Raw genomic sequence first — 18,173 nt, forward strand, 5'->3', positions numbered from 1 at the left:
GGCAGTATTTAGACAGAGAAACGGGCTTACATTACAATACTTTCAGGTACTATGACCCTGATATAGGCAGATTCACGCAGCCGGACCCGATTGGGTTGCTGGGTGGGTTTAATTTGTATCAGTATGCGCCTAATGGGTTGATGTGGATTGATCCGTGGGGTTGGAACGGAAAACAAATAGGTACCGAAGATAACCCTTTTAATTCATCGCGTGCAGCGCGACGTGATGCTATGAGGCAAGTAGGTATTCCCACAAGTCAGCAACCAATTAGCCAATCAAAAAATAAATCAGGACGAGAATATAGTTATATGACATCCAAAAGAATAGGTGGTGGAATGACAATATCTTCTGTCCAAGAACAAACGATGGATATAAGCCATCCAGATAAACCGCACTGGGAAGCAGGACAGGTTAAAATGAATGATAGAGGAGAACCTATACATAATAGGTATAAAAGACCTCAATTGCGTAATGGAAAAGGTAAAGCATACTATTTGAAATCAAGTAATATATGTAATAGTAAAGGAAAAATGTAAATGAAATTTTCTGAAAATAAGCGCCAATTACTTCATAATAAACGTGAAATATTATATAGAAAGGCACAAAGAAAAATATATAAAGACAGTTATTTTAGCAAAATTAGCAAATTTACAAATAAAGACGTTGTTATTAACAATTTTCTTAGTTTAGAAGAAACTGATAATTTGATTGACAAAATTAATTGCAAAAAAATTTTTTGGAGTAAAAAAAAATATAATTGCTCTTATAAAGAAGTCATTGCTTTTATTCAATCGAAAATGAATAATCAATTTTTTTATTTATTGATTGATACAGAATGGAAGTATTGTGGAGCATATATTGTCATGAATGAGATTGCTAAAGAATATGATTTTGATAAATTAATTTCTGACGAAATAAGAATTATTCCCCACAACTTATCATTTCAAATTCGAATAGATTATGATTTCAACGAAATAGAATGTGAATATATTTCATATAAATAACTAAATTAATAAACTGTAACGATAATTTTAAAACGACTTACTAAATGTAGACTCCTAAGATTAATAAAAGAAAATAGTCCAAAATTTCTCTATAAAATAAATATCTATATAGATTTAGTTTTCCAAGTTTTTGGTAAGCATCGATAAAAATTCTCAATACAAAACAAAAAGTGCTGTACTACCACACCGATGTCAACGGTGCACCAGAAGAACTTACTGATGAAGACGGTCACATTGTAGGGGCATGCAGCTATCAGCTGTGGGGTAAATCTACGCAATTATTAAAAATACGCTTAGACAATATAAAAACATCTTAGAAATTGGAAGTACATCAACACATTGAAATGTGCTGTCGCCTACTAATATGTTTAGTTTAAAAATGGTGATTAATCCATAAAATATTTGCTCAATAAAAAATACTTGAATTAAAGTGAACTTGAAGTTTTATACTTAATCATCAAAACATTTCAAGATAAAAATCATGAATTCATCATTTAAACAAATCTTTCCACTAGGTGAAGAAAATATCAATTATGCTCAATATTTTATTGGTCAGAGCTATTTAGCTAATCTGGCTGCTATTGATGGAAATGTTGATGTAGACGTTAGCAATGTTACTTTCGAGCCCGGCTGCCACAACCATTGGCACAAACATTTAAATGGCTATCAAATTTTACTTGCTACTGCCGGTCAGGGTTGGTATCAAGAAGCAGGCAAACCGGCACAATTACTTAATCCTGGCGATGTAGTGGTTATTCATGCGGGAGTCAAACATTGGCATGGAGCAACGAAAGATAGTTGGTTCAGTCATGTGGCCATTACCAAAGGTCAAAGCGAATGGCTGGAACCCGTAGCAAGCAGCGATTACAACGCTCTGTAATTTTTAATCTAGAGGAGTACGGCAATGAAAAAACAGACAGCAGGTCATGAACTTTTAGGCGAATTTGCACCTCAGTTTGCTCATTTTAATGATGATGTTTTATTTGGTGAAGTTTGGTCACGAGAACAACAATTGCCAGCACATCAGCGCAGCATGATTACTATTGCAGCATTAATCAGTGCCGGTAATTTCGAGCAATTAAGTGCCCATCTGAATATTGGCAGACAAAATGGCATCACCAAAGATGAAATTGTTGAAATTATTACTCATCTGTCCTTTTATGTGGGCTGGCCGAAGGCTTGGTCTGCATTTAATCTAGCCAAGCAAATTTATCAAGACAATGAAAAGTAATTTGCGCTAAACAACAAATGTATTCAGGTGTTTGATAATTTTGGATTTTTCCCTGGTCAAACATAAGCTTAGACACTATAGCTAATTTTCCAGCTAATATTTATACACTTGTCATTTAATCTTAACAAAACAGCAATCAGTGTTTGGGCACTAAACGGAACTAATCAAAGGAGTAAAACATGGCTGTTCAAAATAAAGTAGTCATCATAACCGGTGCATCATCAGGTATTGGCGCAGCAACTGCACGCTTACTAGCTCAAAACGGAGCAAAAGTCGTACTTGCTGCGCGCCGTGAATCACAGCTTCAACAACTACAACAGCAGATTACTCAGTCTGGCGGTGAAGCCGTTTATCAAGTTACAGATGTGCGCCAGCCGGAAGAGATGCATGCATTGGTTGAGCTGGCTCTAAAACATTTTCAGGGGGTAGATGTGATATTTAATAACGCCGGTATTATGCCTAACTCCCCTATCAGTGCTCTTCAGACAAACGACTGGAATAATATGATTGATATTAATCTGAAGGGCGTGCTAAATGGAATTGCTGCGGTCATGCCTATTTTCACGAAACAGAAATCTGGCCATATCATCACTACCTCTTCAATTGCTGGCTTGAAAAGCTTCATGGGCTGTGGTGTTTATGGCGCAACTAAATTTGCTGTACGTAATCTGATGGAAGTTATTCGGCAGGAAAGTGCCACTGAACAAACCAATATCCGTACTACTACTTTGTATCCTGCAGCGATCAACACAGAGCTGTTACAAAGTATTTCTGATGCAAATGTGCTGCAAAGTATGACTCAATTATACAATCAGGTTGGCATCAGTCCTGACGCCATTGCTCGTGCTGTTAACTTTGCCATTGAGCAGCCCGAAGAGACCAATATTAGTGAGCTGACTATCTATCCAACTAAACAAGCTTAATCAAATTATCTGGAATACAATATTTGTAGTAAATACGAAAGCAAAAGCTTTATGCTTTTGCTTTTTGTATATCAATTTAATTTGTTACTGCAGAAATCAACAATAATTACTGAATTAGTTTAACTTATTATTTAATAGTGCATTTTACAGATCAATACCGTATCAATAAGCTTTTAAAAAGTTTATAGTATTTTTATTACAATTAAATATTTGTTTACTGGTCTCAATGATTTCTTTTGATGTATCAGCTCTTATCATTAATTTGTAAATGACATATACTTTGAAGTTTAAAATATTATACTGAGAAATATTTTCTCATGGTTGAACTTAAGTAATAGAAAAGCCCGAGCAATGCTCGGGCTTAAAACATTTTTTATTACAATCAGATTATTCATCTGAGTATATCAATCAATGTTATTTTCGATGAGTGCGCAGGTAATCCAGAGTTTTCAGTTGAGCAATCGCCGCAGCTAAAGCCACATGAGCTTTGGCCAGTGAAACATCATCCTTGGCCTCATGGATACCAGATTCGGCTGCTTTTTTGGCTTCTTCGGCACGCTGCTGATCCATTTCTTCACTGCGAACGGCCACATCTGCCAAAAGCGTAAGCTTATTCGGCTGTACTTCCAGAACACCGCCTGATACTGCTACCAGAATTTCTTCTTTCTGGTCAGGTACGGTCAAACGAAGAGCACCAGGACGCACCAAGCTCATAATGGGTTCATGGCGAGGGTAAATACCTAGCTCACCTTCCAGAGTCGGCACAACAACAAAGCTGGCTTCACCTGAATAGATGTTTTCTTCGTTACTCACCACTTCCACTTGCATGGTACTCATCAAGCGCTCCTTAGTTTAGGGTTTTCGCTTTTTCAGCAGCTTCTTCAATATTGCCTACCATGTAAAAAGCTTGTTCAGGCAGGTGATCGTACTCACCATTCAGAATAGCTTTAAAGCCGGCAATGGTATCACGCAGTGAAACATATTTACCCGGCGCACCGGTAAACACTTCTGCTACGTGGAATGGCTGTGACAAAAAGCGCTGGATCTTACGTGCGCGGTTTACGGTTAGTTTGTCTTCATCAGACAATTCATCCATACCCAGAATCGCAATGATATCGTTCAACTCTTTGTATTTTTGCAAAGTAGTCTGTACACCACGTGCAACGTCATAATGTTCCTGACCAATTACAGCGGGGTCTAGCTGGCGTGAAGTAGAGTCCAGCGGATCCACTGCCGGATAAATACCTAAAGAAGCAATATCACGGCTTAACACCACAGTTGCATCCAAGTGGGCAAATGTTGTGGCCGGAGATGGGTCAGTCAGGTCATCTGCAGGTACATACACGGCTTGGATAGAAGTAATTGAACCAGTTTTAGTAGAAGCAATTCGCTCCTGTAGACGACCCATTTCTTCAGCCAGTGTTGGCTGATAACCCACAGCAGACGGCATACGTCCTAGCAAAGCTGATACTTCAGTACCGGCCAGTGTGTAACGGTAAATGTTGTCGATGAACAGCAGTACGTCACGGCCTTTACCGTTTTCATCTTTTTCATCACGGAAGTATTCCGCCATGGTCAGACCAGTTAAAGCTACACGCAGACGGTTACCAGGTGGTTCGTTCATCTGACCATACACCATGGCCACTTTATCCAGTACGTTGGAGTCCTTCATCTCGTGATAGAAGTCATTACCTTCACGAGTACGTTCCCCTACACCGGCAAACACAGACAAACCACTGTGTGCTTTGGCAATGTTGTTAATCAGTTCCATCATGTTAACGGTTTTACCGACACCGGCACCACCAAACAAGCCAACTTTACCGCCTTTGGCAAATGGACACAGCAGGTCAATCACCTTGATACCCGTTTCCAGCAACTCAGTTGAGCTGGAAAGCTCATCAAATTTCGGTGCCTGCTGGTGAATGGAGCGGGTAGTACTGGTCTGAATTTCGCCAGCTTCATCCACCGGATGACCCAAAACGTCCATAATCCGACCCAACGTAGCTGTACCAACCGGCACAGTAATCGGTGCGCCGGTATTAACTACGGCCATACCGCGTTTCAGACCATCGGAAGTACCCATAGGGATGGTACGCACGATACCATCACCCAGTAACTGTTCAACTTCAAGAGTTAAATCAGTATCAACCAGTTTAAGAGCGTCATACACATTGGGTATGGAATCATGTGGGAATTCTACGTCCACTACCGCACCAATGATTTGTACGATTTTGCCTTGGCTCATTATCGCATCCTAAGTTTATTTGACCTGTACTGCTTAAACAGCAGCAGCACCGGCCACAATTTCTGACAACTCTGTGGTAATCGCTGCCTGACGCGATTTGTTATACACCAGACGCAATTCTTTAATGGCATTGCTTGCATTATCGGTAGCAGCTTTCATCGCTACCATACGCGCAGCCTGCTCGGCAGCCATATTTTCAGATAAGGCCTGATAAACCACAGACTCTAAATAACGGCGGACTAAAAATTCCAGCACCTGTTGTGGCGAGGGTTCGTATACATATTCCCAGCTGTATTCCTTACTTTCAGATACCTGATCCAGAACATTCTGCCCGATTGGCAGCAGTGTTTCCAGACGAGGTTCCTGACGCATGGTATTGATAAAGCCGGCATAAACCAGATAAATGGCATCCAGTTTACCTTCTGCATAACGCTGAAAAATTTCCGTTAACGGACCCAGCAATGTAGCCACTCTAGGTGTATCACCTAGACCCACAGCACTGGCAATGACATTCAAACCCACTCGGTTACAGGCGGCCAGTCCTTTACTGCCGAGACATACAACTTCGGCCTCAAGCCCCTGCTGATTGCATTCTTGCACTTTACTGAAGAATGCTTTGAGGATATTGGCATTCAGACCACCGCATAATCCTTTATCAGTCGTAATAACAATAAATCCTACTCGCTTACTGTCATTATTACTGCGCAACAGCGGGACGTTGTGATTAGAATGGGTTTGTGCCAGATGGCTCATCACCAGACGAATTTTATCGGCATACGGACGCGCCTGACGCATCCGTTCCTGAGTCTTCCGCATTTTAGAGGTTGACACCATCTGCATCGCTTTAGTGATCTTTTGGGTATTTTGAACACTGCGAATTCGGGTGAGAATCTCTTTTCCTACTGCCATTTCAGACTCCTTTCAATGACACGTTTACGCCTGATAGCCGTAAGACGATTTGAAGGTCTTCATGGCGTTGTCCAATGCTTTGGCATTGTCATCGCTTAATGCACCGGTGGCATCGATGTCCTGTAATACATTTGGACACTGAGTACGCACATAGCTCAAAAATTCTGACTCAAAATTCAATGCCTTGGACACAGGAACATCATCATATGAGCCATTATTGATTGCCCACAGAGTTAATGCCATTTCACCTGTACTCAACGTGCTGAACTGTTTCTGTTTCATCAGTTCGGTCACAACTTCACCATGACGCAATTGTTTGCGTGTTGCTTCGTCCAAATCAGAAGCAAACTGAGAAAACGCCGCAAGTTCTCGATACTGAGCCAATGCCAGACGAATACCACCACCCAGTTTTTTGATAACTTTAGTCTGAGCAGCACCACCTACGCGGGATACAGAGATACCAGCATTAATGGCCGGACGAATACCGGAGTTAAACAGGTCGGTTTCTAGGAATATCTGTCCGTCAGTAATGGAAATTACATTGGTCGGTACAAATGCAGACACGTCACCAGCCTGTGTTTCAATAATTGGCAATGCAGTTAATGAACCGGTTTTACCTTTTACTGCACCTTTGGTCAGTTCTTCTACTTCATGTGCGTTAATACGGGAAGCACGTTCTAGCAGACGTGAGTGCAGATAGAATACGTCACCCGGATAAGCTTCGCGGCCAGGTGGACGGCGCAATAGCAGGGAAATTTGACGATAGGCTACGGCCTGTTTGGACAAGTCATCATAGACAATCAGGGCATCTTCACCATTATCACGGAAGAATTCGCCCATACTACAACCAGCATACGGAGCGATATATTGCAGCGCAGCTGCTTCAGAGGCAGTAGCTGCTACAATAATGGTATGATCCATCGCTCCATGTTCTTCCAGTTTGCGCACTACGCTAGCAATGGAAGAAGCTTTCTGGCCGATGGCTACATAAATACAGATTACGCCGGTATCTTTCTGGTTAACAATAGCATCCAGAGCCACGGCTGTTTTACCTGTCTGGCGGTCACCGATAATTAATTCACGCTGTCCGCGGCCAATAGGCACCATTGAATCAATGGCTTTCAGACCGGTTTGCATTGGCTGATCAACAGATTGACGTGCAATTACACCCGGAGCAATTTTTTCTACCGGAGCAGTATGTGTAGCATTAATCGGTCCCTTACCATCAATGGGGCGACCCAGTGCATCTACGACGCGGCCTACCAGCTCACGGCCTACTGGCACTTCCAGAATACGCCCAGTACAGGTAACTTCGTCACCTTCTTTAATGTGTTCGGATTCGCCCAGAATCACGGCACCTACAGAATCGCGCTCCAGGTTCATGGCGAGACCAAATGTATTGCCGGGAAACTCGAGCATTTCACCTTGCATCACGTCTGACAAGCCATGTACGCGCACAATCCCGTCAGTTACAGACATTACGGTACCACGGGTACGTAATTCTGTATCTACGTTCAGGTTTGCGATTTTAGCTTTAATCAAATCGCTAATTTCAGCAGGATTAAGCTGCATGAAAACTCTCCTAATTCATCAATGCCGTATGCAGGCTGTTTAATCTACCCTGCACCGACAAATCCAATACTCGGTCACCAACTTCTACTTTTATGCCACCAATTAATTCTGGGGCAACCACCTGATGCGCTTTCAACCGTGTGTTGAAATGGGCTTCCAGATCCACTACTACTTGTGCAAACTGCGCTTTATCAATAGGGTAGGCTGTGTATACGGTGGCTTCTTTTATGTCGTTAAGGGACAAAGCATAGTCTTGGAATAACGTATAAATTTCTGGCAAAACTGTTAAGCGTTTGTTCTGCGCCAGCACAAAAATGAAGTTTTTCAAATCTTCTGCGGGCGTAAAATCCACTAAAGACAGGATTTCTTTTGCCTTTTCAGTGTATTCGCATTCCGGCTCATCTATTAGTAACTGCACTTTCGGTTGCAGTATGATTTCAGCCAGTGTTTTCAGTTCGTCCAACCAAGACTCAATCTGATTCTGTTCTTGCGCCAGACTAAACAATGCCTTGGCATAAGGTCTGGCTATGGTTGCGAACTCAGCCATGGGATTACAGCTCCTGTTTCAGGTTCGCCAGTAAATCAGCGTGACGTGAAGGATTAACTTCACTGCGCAGGATAGATTCGGCACCTTTTACAACCAAATCTGCTACCTGCTGCCGCAGTGCTTCACGGGCCCGGTTAGCTTCCTGCTCTACATCAGCTTTTGCCTGAGCCATGATACGGGCAGCTTCTTCGGATGCCTGAGTTTTGGCATCCTCAACAATCTGCGCGGCACGCTTTTCCGCATTGGCCACCATTTCGGAGACCTGACTGCGACCCTCGGCCAAGATATCAGCAACACGTTTTTCCGCCTGAGCAAAATCGTTTTTTCCACGTTCGGCAGCAGCCAAACCTTCGGCAATTTTGTCGGCACGGGCATCAAGTACTTTGACGATGGGTGGCCATACGAATTTCATCGTAAATAGCACAAACATGACAAAAACAAGTACTTGTGCAATTAGGGTTGCGTTGATATTCACGATTAAACCTTTAGAATTTGTGTTTATTAATTAATACAGTTAACAACCAGCAAATCTAAGTTTATCAGCCGCCGATTTTGGCGAAGTACAAGAATGATACGCCCAGAGAAATAATGAACGCAGCATCAATCATACCCATGATAATGAAGAATTTACCCAGCAATGAGTTCATTAATTCTGGCTGACGGGCAGAAGATTCCATGTATTTTGCGCCCAGCATACCGATACCGATAGATGCACCCATGGCAGAAATACCAATCATCAAACCACAAGCGATAGCGATTAAACCACCCATTTACTTCACTCCTTAAATAAAAGAAAAGAATACTACAATAAATAAATTACCCTTAATGGGAATCGTGAGCCTGACCCAAATATACAAAGGTCAGCACCATAAAGAGATATGCCTGTAAAGCAATGACCAAAATGTGGAATATGGCCCAAGCCAGACCTGCAACAATCTGGAGAATGAATAAAACCACATCGCTTACGCCTGCAGCACCGGACATACCCCAGGCACCACCCATTAGAGCGATCACCATAAATAAAATTTCACCGGCATACATGTTACCAAACAGTCGCATACCATGAGACAGGGTCTTGGAGAAAAATTCGATGATATTCATCAGAAAATTGGGGATGAACAACCAAATTTTGTTACCAAACGGTGCACTGAATAATTCGTGTATCCAGCCACCCAATCCTTTGATTTTGATATTGTAAACGATACACAGAAACAAAACAGATATCGCCATTGCCATGGTGGTATTCAGGTCAGCAGTGGGAACAACGCGCAGAAATGCATGATGATCACCCGTAGCATGCTGCCATGCCCAAGGCAACAAATCTACAGGTAGCAGATCCATAATATTCATGAAGAGAATCCACATGAATACAGTTAAGCCCAGAGGAGCAATGGTTTTTCGGGATTTCTCATTGTGAACCATATCTTTGCAGATACCGCCCACAAATTCAATTAGTAGTTCGACAGCGGCTTGAAAACGGGTAGGCACACCTACTCTCATACGACGAGCGGCTACAAACAGAATAGCTGAGGCAATGATGCCAGTCAGTATGGAAAAAAATAGGGTATCCAGATTAAGAAAGGAGAAATCAACCATATTGATCTGGTAATCTGGTGATTTCTGAGTGTAATTGATTAAGTGATGGCTGATATATTCGCCCGGAGTCATCTCTGTGCCGCTCATAGTAACAATCTTTTTCTAAATGTGAACAATCCAGCCTGACTGACCAGTATAAGTCCTGTCAGGAAAGCAAACCAGTTAACTGCGGAATAGCACACGTAAACCAGCAACATCATTAGGCATATCATGAAAATTTTGCTGATTTCGGCCATTAATAGTGTTGCCGGTAATAGCGCCGGTAATTTTTTTGCGGCGATGATGGTTAGCATCGCCAATAATGTAGGTATCAGGTAACTCAGTCCACCTAATACTGCCGACCAGATAGCAGAATAATTCCACAACCATGCGGACACACAAACTGCGGCAAACAACATGACTGTTTGCCAGAACATGATCCACTTCATTCTGTTACCTTAAAAAACACTGCGGTAAGCTGCGCTAATATAATCAACTAATACTATATCGTCAAGTAATTTTGTGAAATTTTGTTAAATAAATTTTAGCTAATTTATTAATTTTTCTATATATTTCTTTAACATTGCCAAATTTGATAACTGAATTAAACAATTTTGCCACAATTAATCTGTGATTGCAGGATTTATTCCAGTCCCATTTTTTGTAATAAATGACTCAAGGTTTCGGGATTATCAAATTGTAAGATGATACGGCCGCTGCGCTGGTTGCGGCTTTGTACTTTCACGGGTACGCTAAAACGTTGCTCCAGTGCAGCTTCTATTGATTGAACTTCGCTGCTTTTTTCAGCCGGATGGGGAGTGGCGGTTTCTGGTTTGGCCTGTGCTTGCTGGCAACGGCGCTCCACTTCGCGCACTGACCAGCCATTCTGGGCTGCTTTCTGAGCCAGATCAATCTGCTGGATAACAGGTAAAGTCAATAAAGCACGGGCATGACCCATTTCTAACTGCCTGCTGTACATTAAGTCTTGTACTGGTTGCGGCAGATTGAGTAAGCGCAGACTATTGGAAATGCTGCTGCGGCTGCGTCCTACAGCTTTGGCCACTGTTTCATGAGTGAGTCCAAATTCATCTACCAGTCGCTTCAGGCCTTGTGCTTCTTCAATCGGATTGAGATTTTCGCGCTGAATGTTTTCAATGAGTCCCATTGCCAGTGCTGCTTCGTCAGAAATGCTTTTGACGACTACTGGAATTTCCGCCAGTTCGGCTAGACGGGCAGCTCGCCAGCGGCGTTCACCGGCAATCAGCTCATATTGCTGCAGTCCCATTTCCCGTACAATCACTGGCTGAATGACACCTTGCGCGCGTATGGATTCAGCCAGCTCTTGCAATGATTCGTCATCAATTTGAGTACGTGGTTGATAACGTCCGGGAATAATATCGCTAATTGCGACTTTGGTTAAACGGTCGCCACCGGTGATATCACTGCCGGAACCAAGTAGGGCGTCTAGCCCTGCACCCAAACCTTTTGCTTTAACCATGTATCGCTCTTTAATTTATTGGTTGACACTTATTGTTGTGCTGATGTTATTACCATGAAAATGAATAATTCTATGTCTGTTTAGTGGCTGTGCGCTGCAAAATTTCGTCAGCTAGCGCGAGATATGCTTTGGTACCAGTGGCTCGCGGGTCGTACTGCAATGCAGGCATGCCATGACTGGGAGCTTCGGCCAATCGGATATTACGCGGGATAGGGGTACTGAACAGCTGATCAGGAAAATGAGTCATTAACTGTTCATCCACCTGTTTGGCCAGTAGGCTGCGTGGGTCATATAATGTGCGAACAATACCCAGTATTTCGAGCTGAGGGTTGATGGCCTGACGGATTTTACGCACGGTAGCAATAAGATCGGAAATCCCTTCCAGTGCATAATATTCGCATACCATTGGTACTATGATGTGACGTGCAGCTACTAATCCGTTGATGGTTAATAGGGTTAATGTGGGCGGGCAATCAATAATGATGTAATCGTATTTATCGGCCACCTGCGCCAGCGCATTTTTCAAACGCATTTCTCGTGCCAGCTCTTGTACCAGCTCGACTTCAGCACCAGCCAGAGCTCTATTTGCAGGCAGAACATCAAAGCCGCCATGTTGTGCAGTAATTATGGCGTTGTTTATATCTTCATTACCCAACAATACGGCATAGACGCCGTTGGTGACGTTGCCTTTATTGATGCCGCTGCCAGTTGTGGCATTACCCTGCGGGTCGAGGTCAACAATCAATACTGTGGACTTTTTTTCCACCAGTGAGGCTGCCAGATTAACAACGGTGGTAGTTTTCCCCACACCACCCTTCTGATTGGCTACGGCAATAATATGTGCACTCATGCATGCTCTTTCTTGCGGACAATCACCATGTGACGTTCTGCATCCAGATGGGGGACACTGAGTTTGTCCACACGTACCAGCTCAACATTTTCAGGCAAACGTTCGATTTCCTCATACGGATACACGCCTTTCATAGCCGCCCAATATCCACCTTTTGCCATTAGTTGCTTGGTAATGGTGACAAAATCATTTAATTCGGCAAACGCACGGCTAGTGATTACATCAAACTGTTCACCCACCATGGCTTCTACGCGAGCGGTAATCACTTGTACGTTAGTTAAGCCCAGTTCGATTACTGCCTGTTGCAGAAATGAGGTTTTTTTGCTGTTGGCATCCAGCAAAGCAACAGGCAAATCCGGACGGGAGATAGCTACAGGGATGCCAGGCATACCACCGCCGCTGCCAACATCTATCAGACCACGGGCTTTTTCCACATAGGGCAGTAGCGTCAGGCTATCGAGGATATGATGACTAATAACATCCTGATCATTACGCAACGCGGTGAGGTTGTAAGTGCTGTTCCATTTTTTTAATAGTTCTACAAAAGCAAGCAGTTGTAATTGCTGTGGTACGGTCAGGTTGATATTCATTTGCTGCAAACCTTGTTGCAGCATAGTTTTCATGTCGCTCATGCTGTTTTTGCTCCCTCAAAACCCCGTTTTAGGTGAACCATCAGTAAAGCAACCGCTGCCGGTGTGATACCGGAAATACGGGACGCCTGTCCTACAGTTTCGGGACGATACTGATTTAATTTTTGTTGTACTTCGGCGGAAAGGCCTTTTACCAATGAGTAATCGATGCTATCTGGCAGTTTCATTTTTTCCAGATTCTGGCGATGGCTGATTTCTTCGTTTTGTCGTTCAATATAACCCTGATATTTTGCCTGAATTTCCACTTGTTCTGCCGCATCACTATTCAGTATTTCCTGTTGTGCATTGGGCAGAGTCATTAAGTCAGCATAGCAAACGTTTGGCCGGCGCAACATGTCCAGCAGGCTGGATTCTTTGCTTAAAGGCTGACCGAGTACGCGTTGTTGCTCAGCTATCGGCAGATTAAGTGGTGTATACCAGACATGGCTCAGGCGTTGGAGTTCGCGTGCGACAGCTTCCTGCTTGTGCTGAAATATTTGCCACTGTTCATCATTCACCAATCCTACGCTGCGCCCCAGCTCGGTAAGCCGCATATCGGCGTTATCTTCACGCAGTTGTAGGCGGTATTCAGCACGGCTAGTAAACATGCGATAAGGTTCGGTAACGCCTTTAGTAATGAGATCGTCAACAAGTACGCCTAAATAAGCCTGATCACGTTGCAATACTAGGGGTTCAGTTTCTCGGGTATACAATACGGCATTAGCACCGGCGAGTAACCCTTGTGCAGCAGCTTCTTCATAACCAGTTGTCCCGTTGATTTGTCCAGCAAAAAATAGGCCGGAAACAGTTTTGGTTTCAAGACTGGATTTTAGGTTACGCGGATCAAAATAGTCGTATTCAATGGCGTAACCAGGACGTAAGATATGGGCATTCTGCAAACCGGGCATGGAATGAACCAGTTGCAGTTGGATATCAAACGGCAGGCTGGTGGAAATACCATTAGGGTAATATTCGTGTGTAGTCAGCCCTTCCGGCTCCAGAAAAATTTGGTGACTGTCTTTGTCTGCAAAGCGATTGATTTTATCTTCAATAGACGGACAGTAACGCGGGCCGACGCCTTCAATTTTGCCGGTGAACATCGGGCTACGGTCAAAACCGCTGCGAATAATGTCGTGGGTTGCGCTATTAGTATGGGTAATCCAGCAAGATATCTGTTGTGGGTGCATAGCAAGGTTGCCACGTACAGAAAATACCGGAGCAGGATTGTCTCCTGGCTGTTCGTGCAATTGACTGAAATCAATGCTGCGCCCGTCTATCCGCGGCGGTGTACCGGTTTTCAATCGTCCCTGCGGTAAATTCAAATCTCTGAGACATCCAGATAAGTGTTGTGCTGCGGGGTCTCCGGCACGGCCACCAGCATAATTTTCTAATCCGATGTGAATTTTTCCGGCCAAAAATGTACCCGCAGTCAGCACAATAGCGCGGCTGCGAAAGGAAACTCCCATAGAGGTCATAACGCCAACTGCCCGGCCGTTTTCAACAATAATATCTTCTACTTGCTGCTGAAATAATTGCAGGTTAGGCTGGTTTTCCAGCATGGAACGGATGGCCGCTTTATATAGAATGCGATCAGCCTGCGCCCGTGTTGCACGTACTGCCGGCCCTTTTGATGCATTCAGACGTCTGAACTGAATCCCGCTCTTATCTGCTGCCAATGCCATTGCGCCACCCAGTGCATCCAGCTCACGCACCAGATGGCCTTTGCCTATGCCGCCGATAGACGGATTACAAGACATTTGTCCCAGCGTTTCGATATTGTGAGTCAGTAATAATGTGCTTGCACCCATGCGCGCAGCAGCCAGAGCGGCTTCTGTACCTGCATGGCCGCCACCAACCACAATCACATCGTATTCAATCGGATAGTTCATTTTGACAACAGTTGATTCCATAACGTTGTTTTTTCACGGAACAACGTTTAAGCAAAAGTGTATTATTTTACGCGAGCTGCAGCTGTTTGTCAGGCCGATAAATTGATAAACGGATTTTACTTCCAGTAGTTGCCTGCACGGTGCATTGATTTAACGGCTGTGCACAGCCTGCCAAGCCGCATCCAGTCTGGCACCGGCGGCCTGCAATGCTGCATCAGCTTGCTGCCGCTGCACATCGGCCTGATTAAAATCACTTTGCAAGCGGGTAACATTATCCTGTGCATTCTTCAACTGTAGCTGTGCTGACTGCAACTGGGTTTGCAGCTGTAAGGCACGGCTCTGGCTGGCACTTTGCCCAGACAATGCGGCCTGATAGGCTTTCTGTGCGCTGAGCAATTCTACATCTGCTGGAGATTCTGCCCATGCCGATACGGCCAAACCTAAAATTATCCATAAGCTGTATTTTGCTTTCATGCCTGATTACTTTCTATTAGCAAAATTAATGGCTACATACGTGCTGATATTGCTGCTCGGCAGCAGAACCACTGGTAATACCCATCGGACGCAGATCGGTTTCGCCAAAATGATCCTGACGAATCAGCTCACCATGCGCATCCAGCAATTCGACATCAAGCACGCGGAACAATCTGCGGCTGCAGTCTATCTGAGTAGTGCTCAATGCGGTTTTATAGGCTGGTGTGTTGCTGTAATACTGCTGTTTCGGGTCGATAACGGTTTTACGGTCACGAAAGGTTACCATATTACCCTGACGTTTAATGCTGCCGCTATCCAGTGCATATTGAATATTACCACTGGCTGATACACCCAGCTCAATCCAGCTGCCGCTGGCTTTGGGCACGTTGGTGGTGGTACAGGCAGCCAAAATAGTAGATATAGCCATACTGGCTGTTAGGTGACGGAGACTAATGATTTTCATGCTGATTCCTTATAACAGCAATTGGTTGGCTGTCGGAAATAGAGGTAAGTTGCAGTACAATACCCGTTTCAGATTCAGTGTAACAGGTGTTTTGTGACTCATGCCGTGCAAATTCTACACGATGTTTTCGGCTATCCCGAATTTCGCGGGCAACAGGCTGAAATCATCGACACGGTGGCCAGTGGCCATCATGCACTGGTATTAATGCCTACCGGCGCAGGTAAGTCTTTATGTTATCAAATTCCAGCCTTAATGCGCGATGGTGTGGCCATCGTTGTGTCACCGCTGATTGCACTTATGCAGGATCAAGTCACAGCTTTGAATGTAAATGGAATAGCAGCTGCTTGTGTTCACGGTGGTACAAGTGGCGAAGAGATACGGCGTATTGCCGATGATATTGCTTCTGAACACCTGAAATTATTGTATGTAGCACCGGAACGGCTGGTTATGCCACGCTTTTTACAGTTTCTACACCAAACGCCTATCAGTCTGTTTGCTATTGATGAGGCACATTGTGTGAGTCAGTGGGGACATGATTTCCGCCCCGAGTATCAGCAGCTGGCAATACTAGCAGATGAGTTTGCCTCTGTACCACGGATTGCGCTAACGGCTACCGCAGACAGCGCTACCCGTGCTGATATTCAGCATTATCTGGCTTTAAATGATGCACGCCTTTTTGTTTCCAGCTTTAATCGTCCCAACATTGATTATCAGGTTGTGGAAAAAAACAATGGCAAAAAACAGCTATTACAGTTTATCCGCAGCCAGATGCCGGGGGAAAATGGCATTGTTTACTGTCTCTCGCGCAAGCGAGTGGAAGATATTGCTGCTTTTCTGACAGAAAACGGTCTGACCGCTCTGCCCTATCATGCCGGACTGGACTGGGAGACCCGCAGCCACAACCAACGCCGTTTTACACAGGAAGATGGCATTATTGTGGTGGCGACAGTGGCTTTTGGAATGGGTATCGATAAACCTGATGTGCGTTTTGTCGCCCATCTGGATATGCCAGCCAGTATTGAACATTTTTATCAGGAATCGGGCCGCGCTGGCCGTGATGGCCTGCCTGCTACCAGCTGGCTGTGTTATGGCCTGAATGACTGGGTATTACTGCGTGAGCGGATTCAGCTGGCTGAGCGTGATGAAGCGCAAAAACTCATTGATTTGCAAAAACTGGATGCGATGCTGGCTTTCTGTGAAACGGCCGATTGCCGACGCCAGCTGTTATTGCGCTATTTTGGCGAAGACAGCCAGCCATGCGGCCATTGTGACAACTGTACTGACCCACCAACTCGTTTTGACGGTACTGTATTGGCGCAAAAGCTGCTGTCCTGTGTGTATCGAGTGGGACAGCGTTTTGCCACCGGCCATGTGATTGATGTGTTACGTGGGCGCAAGTCGGAGTGGGTGTTGCGCTATGGTCATCAGCAGCTATCGACTTTTGGCATCGGTAGTCAACTGAGTGTCAAGGAATGGCGCACGGTGGTACGACAATGTGTTGCCGCTGGTTACCTAAATGTGGATATAGCCAATCAGGCATTACAGTTAACGGAACAAGCACGCGCAGTATTGAAGAATGAACATCAGGTGTGGCTGCGTCCACTTAAGCATGACAAAATCCGCAGTAGCCGTAATAATGACACATGGCTGCGTACAGAACGTGAAGAGCGTCTGTGGCAAAACCTGCGCCGCTGGCGCAAAGAGCGTGCCAGTGAAAATAACGTCCCTGCTTACACCATTTTTGCTGACCGCACCTTGCAGGATCTGGTACGGCATCCTCCGGCAACAATGGCAGATTTAAACCAGATTTATGGACTGGGAGAAAGTAAAATCAGGAATTTTGGTGCTGACATACTTTCCATATGTCGCGAATGGGCACAAAAATAGTTCATACATGAGTACCACCGAACTCACGGTTAAATATCGCTGTTTATACTATCCACCTTCTCTCATACGTTCATCATTCTACCTTTAGTATCTTATCCATATACGAATGTTCGATATTTATGAACTTGTCGAGATCGGTGTTTATTTCCTCAATATCTTTTACGCATTAATCGTTGCTTTTTTAATTTGATTATCCGCAGTAATTTCACCTTGCATCCGCCAGCACGCTTTTAGCTTCGTTTAATGCCTATCTGCAACTTAACTGAACAGAATAGTTCTATCACCATTATCTGATTGTTACCCTATCATTTCATTCTTTCTTGGCAGTCTTTTGCTTTTTTTAAAGCACTCACGCTTCCGACCGGCTGATTCGTGCGCCAACGCCCCATGGCTGCAACAACAACTTGAATCACCTTTTCTGCTCGATATCTAGGTACTTTATCCTATGCTTCTTTCATTATGCAAGAAATGACTATT

At 44.2% G+C, this 18,173-nt stretch carries 22 protein-coding genes; 7 read left to right on the forward strand and 15 right to left on the reverse strand.

Annotated features, from left to right (window positions below; genetic code table 11):
* The 6 genes from J3U64_RS05555 to J3U64_RS05575 form a co-directional block, all read left to right on the forward strand.
* A partial coding sequence (locus J3U64_RS05555) for an RHS repeat-associated core domain-containing protein (protein ID WP_267408576.1) occupies positions 1–536 on the forward strand: 536 nt, incomplete at its 5' end.
* Positions 537–1,004 (forward strand): hypothetical protein, encoded by a 468-nt coding sequence (locus J3U64_RS05560; RefSeq protein ID WP_267408577.1) that lies wholly within the window; start codon positions 537–539, stop codon positions 1,002–1,004. It abuts the gene before it with no gap.
* A 170-nt stretch (positions 1,005–1,174) separates the two neighbouring features.
* Positions 1,175–1,321, forward strand: coding sequence for an RHS domain-containing protein (locus J3U64_RS09980; RefSeq protein ID WP_370386748.1), 147 nt, complete (start codon positions 1,175–1,177; stop codon positions 1,319–1,321).
* 164 nt (positions 1,322–1,485) lie between these two features.
* Complete coding sequence (locus tag J3U64_RS05565; protein ID WP_267408578.1) at positions 1,486–1,884, forward strand: cupin domain-containing protein; 399 nt, start codon at positions 1,486–1,488, stop codon at positions 1,882–1,884.
* A 24-nt stretch (positions 1,885–1,908) separates the two neighbouring features.
* Entirely contained in the window at positions 1,909–2,235 is a 327-nt protein-coding gene (locus J3U64_RS05570) for a carboxymuconolactone decarboxylase family protein (protein WP_267408579.1), read from the forward strand.
* A 179-nt stretch (positions 2,236–2,414) separates the two neighbouring features.
* Complete coding sequence (locus J3U64_RS05575) at positions 2,415–3,158, forward strand: SDR family oxidoreductase (protein WP_267408580.1); 744 nt, start codon at positions 2,415–2,417, stop codon at positions 3,156–3,158.
* Positions 3,159–3,572: 414 nt separating this feature from the next.
* On the opposite strand, the gene J3U64_RS05580 is transcribed toward J3U64_RS05575, so the two are convergent.
* The 15 genes from J3U64_RS05580 to J3U64_RS05650 all read right to left on the reverse strand — a co-directional run bounded on the left by J3U64_RS05580 (position 3,573) and on the right by J3U64_RS05650 (position 15,809).
* On the reverse strand, positions 3,573–3,995 hold the full coding sequence (locus J3U64_RS05580; protein ID WP_100156701.1) for a F0F1 ATP synthase subunit epsilon: 423 nt from the start codon (positions 3,993–3,995) through the stop codon (positions 3,573–3,575).
* A 10-nt stretch (positions 3,996–4,005) separates the two neighbouring features.
* Entirely contained in the window at positions 4,006–5,403 is a 1,398-nt protein-coding gene (atpD, locus tag J3U64_RS05585) for a F0F1 ATP synthase subunit beta (RefSeq protein ID WP_100100496.1), read from the reverse strand.
* Between the two features lie 33 nt (positions 5,404–5,436).
* A complete protein-coding gene (gene atpG / locus J3U64_RS05590; RefSeq protein WP_100141186.1) occupies positions 5,437–6,312 on the reverse strand; it encodes a F0F1 ATP synthase subunit gamma in 876 nt (291 codons plus the stop codon).
* Positions 6,313–6,336: 24 nt separating this feature from the next.
* Entirely contained in the window at positions 6,337–7,884 is a 1,548-nt protein-coding gene (gene atpA / locus J3U64_RS05595) for a F0F1 ATP synthase subunit alpha (protein WP_267408581.1), read from the reverse strand.
* Between the two features lie 10 nt (positions 7,885–7,894).
* A complete protein-coding gene (locus J3U64_RS05600) occupies positions 7,895–8,431 on the reverse strand; it encodes a F0F1 ATP synthase subunit delta (protein ID WP_267408582.1) in 537 nt (178 codons plus the stop codon).
* A gap of 4 nt (positions 8,432–8,435) precedes the next feature.
* Complete coding sequence (locus J3U64_RS05605; protein ID WP_025331626.1) at positions 8,436–8,906, reverse strand: F0F1 ATP synthase subunit B; 471 nt, start codon at positions 8,904–8,906, stop codon at positions 8,436–8,438.
* Between the two features lie 64 nt (positions 8,907–8,970).
* Positions 8,971–9,201, reverse strand: coding sequence for a F0F1 ATP synthase subunit C (gene atpE, locus J3U64_RS05610; protein WP_025331627.1), 231 nt, complete (start codon positions 9,199–9,201; stop codon positions 8,971–8,973).
* A gap of 52 nt (positions 9,202–9,253) precedes the next feature.
* A complete protein-coding gene (atpB, locus tag J3U64_RS05615; RefSeq protein WP_267408583.1) occupies positions 9,254–10,114 on the reverse strand; it encodes a F0F1 ATP synthase subunit A in 861 nt (286 codons plus the stop codon).
* Positions 10,111–10,455, reverse strand: a complete 345-nt coding sequence (locus J3U64_RS05620; protein WP_267408584.1) for an ATP synthase subunit I — start codon at positions 10,453–10,455, stop codon at positions 10,111–10,113. Before J3U64_RS05620 ends, atpB begins: the two co-directional genes overlap by 4 nt.
* A gap of 194 nt (positions 10,456–10,649) precedes the next feature.
* Complete coding sequence (locus J3U64_RS05625; RefSeq protein WP_267390814.1) at positions 10,650–11,504, reverse strand: ParB/RepB/Spo0J family partition protein; 855 nt, start codon at positions 11,502–11,504, stop codon at positions 10,650–10,652.
* 70 nt (positions 11,505–11,574) lie between these two features.
* On the reverse strand, positions 11,575–12,354 hold the full coding sequence (locus J3U64_RS05630; RefSeq protein WP_100141180.1) for a ParA family protein: 780 nt from the start codon (positions 12,352–12,354) through the stop codon (positions 11,575–11,577).
* A complete protein-coding gene (rsmG, locus tag J3U64_RS05635) occupies positions 12,351–12,986 on the reverse strand; it encodes a 16S rRNA (guanine(527)-N(7))-methyltransferase RsmG (protein ID WP_100141179.1) in 636 nt (211 codons plus the stop codon). The genes J3U64_RS05630 and rsmG overlap by 4 nt, the downstream gene beginning before the upstream one ends.
* A complete protein-coding gene (gene mnmG / locus J3U64_RS05640; RefSeq protein WP_267408585.1) occupies positions 12,983–14,872 on the reverse strand; it encodes a tRNA uridine-5-carboxymethylaminomethyl(34) synthesis enzyme MnmG in 1,890 nt (629 codons plus the stop codon). Before mnmG ends, rsmG begins: the two co-directional genes overlap by 4 nt.
* 150 nt (positions 14,873–15,022) lie before the next feature.
* Positions 15,023–15,346: a hypothetical protein gene (locus J3U64_RS05645; protein WP_100141177.1), complete on the reverse strand. Its 324-nt coding sequence runs from the start codon at positions 15,344–15,346 to the stop codon at positions 15,023–15,025.
* A 25-nt stretch (positions 15,347–15,371) separates the two neighbouring features.
* A complete protein-coding gene (locus J3U64_RS05650; protein ID WP_267408586.1) occupies positions 15,372–15,809 on the reverse strand; it encodes a surface-adhesin E family protein in 438 nt (145 codons plus the stop codon).
* 93 nt (positions 15,810–15,902) lie between these two features.
* Here J3U64_RS05650 and recQ point away from each other — a divergent pair, with 93 nt between their 5' ends.
* On the forward strand, positions 15,903–17,696 hold the full coding sequence (gene recQ, locus J3U64_RS05655; RefSeq protein WP_323811395.1) for a DNA helicase RecQ: 1,794 nt from the start codon (positions 15,903–15,905) through the stop codon (positions 17,694–17,696).
* Positions 17,697–18,173 lie beyond the last annotated feature (477 nt).

Origin of the sequence: Snodgrassella sp. B3800 (assembly GCF_026535865.1) — a bacterium.
Taxonomy (GTDB): Bacteria; Pseudomonadota; Gammaproteobacteria; order Burkholderiales; family Neisseriaceae; genus Snodgrassella; species Snodgrassella alvi_E.

Bases quoted from the DNA above. Each gene is read 5' to 3' on its own strand.
- J3U64_RS05650 (WP_267408586.1), bottom strand. From the start codon at position 15,809: ATGAAAATCATTAGTCTCCGTCACCTAACAGCCAGTATGGCTATATCT.
- J3U64_RS05645 (WP_100141177.1), bottom strand. From the start codon at position 15,346: ATGAAAGCAAAATACAGCTTATGGATAATTTTAGGTTTGGCCGTATCG.
- J3U64_RS05600 (WP_267408582.1), bottom strand. From the start codon at position 8,431: ATGGCTGAGTTCGCAACCATAGCCAGACCTTATGCCAAGGCATTGTTT.
- atpE (WP_025331627.1), bottom strand. From the start codon at position 9,201: ATGGGTGGTTTAATCGCTATCGCTTGTGGTTTGATGATTGGTATTTCT.
- J3U64_RS05630 (WP_100141180.1), bottom strand. From the start codon at position 12,354: ATGAGTGCACATATTATTGCCGTAGCCAATCAGAAGGGTGGTGTGGGG.
- J3U64_RS05560 (WP_267408577.1), top strand. From the start codon at position 537: ATGAAATTTTCTGAAAATAAGCGCCAATTACTTCATAATAAACGTGAA.
- atpD (WP_100100496.1), bottom strand. From the start codon at position 5,403: ATGAGCCAAGGCAAAATCGTACAAATCATTGGTGCGGTAGTGGACGTA.
- atpA (WP_267408581.1), bottom strand. From the start codon at position 7,884: ATGCAGCTTAATCCTGCTGAAATTAGCGATTTGATTAAAGCTAAAATC.
- atpB (WP_267408583.1), bottom strand. From the start codon at position 10,114: ATGAGCGGCACAGAGATGACTCCGGGCGAATATATCAGCCATCACTTA.
- atpG (WP_100141186.1), bottom strand. From the start codon at position 6,312: ATGGCAGTAGGAAAAGAGATTCTCACCCGAATTCGCAGTGTTCAAAAT.
- J3U64_RS05575 (WP_267408580.1), top strand. From the start codon at position 2,415: ATGGCTGTTCAAAATAAAGTAGTCATCATAACCGGTGCATCATCAGGT.
- J3U64_RS05620 (WP_267408584.1), bottom strand. From the start codon at position 10,455: ATGAAGTGGATCATGTTCTGGCAAACAGTCATGTTGTTTGCCGCAGTT.
- J3U64_RS05565 (WP_267408578.1), top strand. From the start codon at position 1,486: ATGAATTCATCATTTAAACAAATCTTTCCACTAGGTGAAGAAAATATC.
- J3U64_RS05570 (WP_267408579.1), top strand. From the start codon at position 1,909: ATGAAAAAACAGACAGCAGGTCATGAACTTTTAGGCGAATTTGCACCT.
- J3U64_RS05580 (WP_100156701.1), bottom strand. From the start codon at position 3,995: ATGAGTACCATGCAAGTGGAAGTGGTGAGTAACGAAGAAAACATCTAT.
- mnmG (WP_267408585.1), bottom strand. From the start codon at position 14,872: ATGAACTATCCGATTGAATACGATGTGATTGTGGTTGGTGGCGGCCAT.
- J3U64_RS05625 (WP_267390814.1), bottom strand. From the start codon at position 11,504: ATGGTTAAAGCAAAAGGTTTGGGTGCAGGGCTAGACGCCCTACTTGGT.
- rsmG (WP_100141179.1), bottom strand. From the start codon at position 12,986: ATGAGCGACATGAAAACTATGCTGCAACAAGGTTTGCAGCAAATGAAT.